This is a genomic window from Streptosporangium sp. NPDC049644 (assembly GCF_040675205.1).
In the GTDB taxonomy this organism is placed as follows: domain Bacteria; phylum Actinomycetota; class Actinomycetes; order Streptosporangiales; family Streptosporangiaceae; genus Streptosporangium; species Streptosporangium fukuiense.
The window spans coordinates 1-2732 of record NZ_JBFAOJ010000226.1 but is presented as its reverse complement, the minus strand read 5'-3'; the positions used below and the strand labels follow the sequence as shown (position 1 = coordinate 2732).

At 69.1% G+C, this 2732-nt stretch carries 3 protein-coding genes and 1 pseudogene; all 4 read left to right on the top strand.

Features of this window, described 5'->3' with window-relative positions:
- Positions 1-1335, top strand: a pseudogene (locus AB0J58_RS44615) (hypothetical protein); the annotation flags it as partial.
- A 29-nt stretch (positions 1336-1364) separates the two neighbouring features.
- On the top strand, positions 1365-1637 hold the full coding sequence (locus tag AB0J58_RS44610; protein WP_357795956.1) for a hypothetical protein: 273 nt from the start codon (positions 1365-1367) through the stop codon (positions 1635-1637).
- A gap of 7 nt (positions 1638-1644) precedes the next feature.
- On the top strand, positions 1645-1791 hold the full coding sequence (locus AB0J58_RS44605) for a hypothetical protein (RefSeq protein WP_357795954.1): 147 nt from the start codon (positions 1645-1647) through the stop codon (positions 1789-1791).
- Between the two features lie 85 nt (positions 1792-1876).
- Positions 1877-2732: hypothetical protein (locus AB0J58_RS44600; RefSeq protein ID WP_364227840.1), on the top strand; the 856-nt coding region annotated here is incomplete at its 3' end.

The following is a 2732-nucleotide window of genomic DNA, read 5'->3' as shown; positions in this document are numbered from 1 at the left end:
CCGCTGCGGCTGCTGCTCTTCGCCTTCATCGAGGTCGCCGTCATCACCAGCGCGGTCCGGGCCCGCCGCAACATGCGGGAGAACTTCTCGGCCGGCATCGACGGCATCGCGGTGTGGGCGCTCACCGGCCTGACCGCGGTCCTGTCGTGCATGGACGCCCGGTCGATCCCCGAGGCTGTGTTCCGGCTCGCCGCCCCTCTCGTGGCCGCCTGGTTGTGGGAGCGCGGCATGGCCATCGAACGTCACCGCATCACCGGCCGCAAGCGCATCAACTGGCGAGCCACCCCTGAACGCTTCCTCGTCTGGGTCGGCCTAGCCGAGTCGCAGGACCGTACCGCGGACGAGGTCGACCGGCAGCGGCGCTTCACCCGGGTCGCCCTGGCCGCCAAGAAGGTCCGCGTCCTGGTCGAGGCCGGCGCCAAGCCTGGCAAGGTCGCCTCCGCTCAGAAGAAGCTGGAGACCGCTTACGCCGCGGCGCACGCCCACACCGGCCTCGGCCGCGACCCGGAGCTACAGGAGATGCTCGCCGCCGAGGTGCGGTCGCTGTTCTCCGCGGGCGAGCTGGTGAGCTTGGAGGCAGCGTCCGCGTGGACACAGCCCGTCGAGGAGACGCCGAGCCCCTTCGAGCAGCTGGCGAACGAGACGCGCGACCTCAAGGACAGCTTGGCCGTGCTCGGCGAGATTCGCGCCACCCACGAGAAGATCCGCGCTACCCGCGATGAGATCCGGGAGAGCGAGGCCAACATCCTCATGCTCGCCTCCCAGCAGACCAGCCGACGTGCAGCCCGTGTGACCCCGGATGTGACCCCTGGTGTGACTCACACGGAGGTCACGCCCGGGGTCACGAAAGAGGTCACGAACCCACCGTTCTTCCCGCCCCGCGAGTGGCTCAACGAAGCCCCCGCCGTGACCCCGCCCGCTACCCCCGCTGCGACCCCCACCGTGGTCGCGGAGCGGGTCACGCCGACGGTCACATTCGACATCACGAACCCCGCCGCCTACGACATCAAGCAGAGCCTCCTCGACGATCCCTCCGTGACTGAGTTCGCGACCCCCGCCGTGACCCCTCCCGCGATCACAGGGCGGGTCACGAAGAGGCTCACGTTCAAGCCGAAGGCAGCTTCCCAGCCGAAGACCGTGGTCATGCGCGCCTACTGGGACAAGGTCCGCAGCGAGGAGAAGCGGTACCCAGACGTCGTTGAACTCGCCAAAGCCTCGGGAGCCCACCACAGCCTCGCCTCCCGCAAGCGCACCGAGTGGGTCTTGGAACTCCCCTACTGGGAGCGCAAGAAGGCCAACGCCAAGAAGGCCGTCAACGGCTCCAAGCCGTCCTAGCCCGTTCTTCCCTCCCCCTGGAGACCGTCATGGACGCCACCGTGCTGCTCATCGTCAAGCTGGCCGTCACCACCGCCGCCGTGATCGCCTGGTACCGGTTCCAGGCGTACAAGAGCCGCAACCGGCTCCTCATCTTCACCTTCCTGCTAGCCACGGTCGGGGTGCTGATCCTCGCCGGATGCAAGCCGGGCCCAGACATCACACTCGCAGCATCCTGCCCGCCCGCACAGATGACACCGACCGTTCCGCCGAACCCGGTCCTGGACGGCTCCTACCGTGCCGGCGCTTCCTTCCCCTGCTGAGGACCTCATGTTCTTCATCGTTCCTGTGCTCGTCACCGTGCTCTGTGCCGCCGCGGTGGTCTTCGCCGTCCTGAAGGCGGCAGTCCACTACCACCGCACCAAGCCCAGTCAGCACGCCGTAGATGCCGCCCGCGCCCGCCTGAACACCAAGTAAGGACCTTCTCGTGATGCACGACACCCAACCAGCCCCGGCGCCTGCCCCGGCAGAGCCGTCTGCGGTGCTGGACGCCCTCCGGGACATGTGCCGCGTTGCGGTGCGCGTGTTCCGGGCCGGCAGGTGGGTGTGGCGGCGCCTGGTGTGGCCGCACCGCGACCAGCTCGCCCCGGTCGGTTTGGCCTTGTCCGCGCTCACGGTCGGCTCCGCAGCGCATGCGGCAGGGGCGCCTTGGTGGGCCGGCGCCGCAGTGGGCGCCGCGGGCATCGCCGGGATCCGCATCCAACTCGACCGCCGCGGAGTGCAGCCCGAGCACCGTGACGCTCTGGCCGGCGCAACCGCCGTATGGGGGGCCTGGGCAACCGCTGCCACCGTGTTCGGGCCGACCATCCATGTGCAGCGCGCCTGGCTCATATGGGGTCTCGTCTCGGCCGGGGCGTGGCTCTTCAACCCTGCGTCGAAGGCGTGGCGGCAGCTACGAGCCCGCGTCCGCAACTGGTCGCACCAACTGCCCGCCGCGCTGGCGGGGCTCGGCATGGGCGGCGTGGTCGTCACCTCGATCAGCATGCAAGCCGGAGGCCGGGTGCTGTTTCACCTGCGTCTGCCCCTCAACGTCACCGAGTCTCGGCTGACGGGTGAGCGGGAGAAGATCTGGTCAGGGATGGGCTGGCCGAAGGACTCCATCGAGATCCGCCAGGACCCCGACCACAACGCCGCTGACCGGGTGGTGCTCGCCTACCAAGACCGCCGGGCGATTGTCCGCCGAGACGTCGTCTGGGATCCCGCTAAGGCGTCGGGGACGATCCTGAACGCTCAGTGGTGGGGTGTCGACGAAGACGGCCACGACGTGTTCGTGCCCGTCTACATGCCTGGCGTCGGCATGACCCGCGGCCTGTACCAGGGCGCTCCAGGGTCGGCGAAGTCGAACCATCTGCGGATGA

Coding starts and splice junctions, on each gene's coding strand:
- AB0J58_RS44610 (WP_357795956.1), top strand. CDS start 1,365: ATGGACGCCACCGTGCTGCTCATCGTCAAGCTGGCCGTCACCACCGCC.
- AB0J58_RS44605 (WP_357795954.1), top strand. CDS start 1,645: ATGTTCTTCATCGTTCCTGTGCTCGTCACCGTGCTCTGTGCCGCCGCG.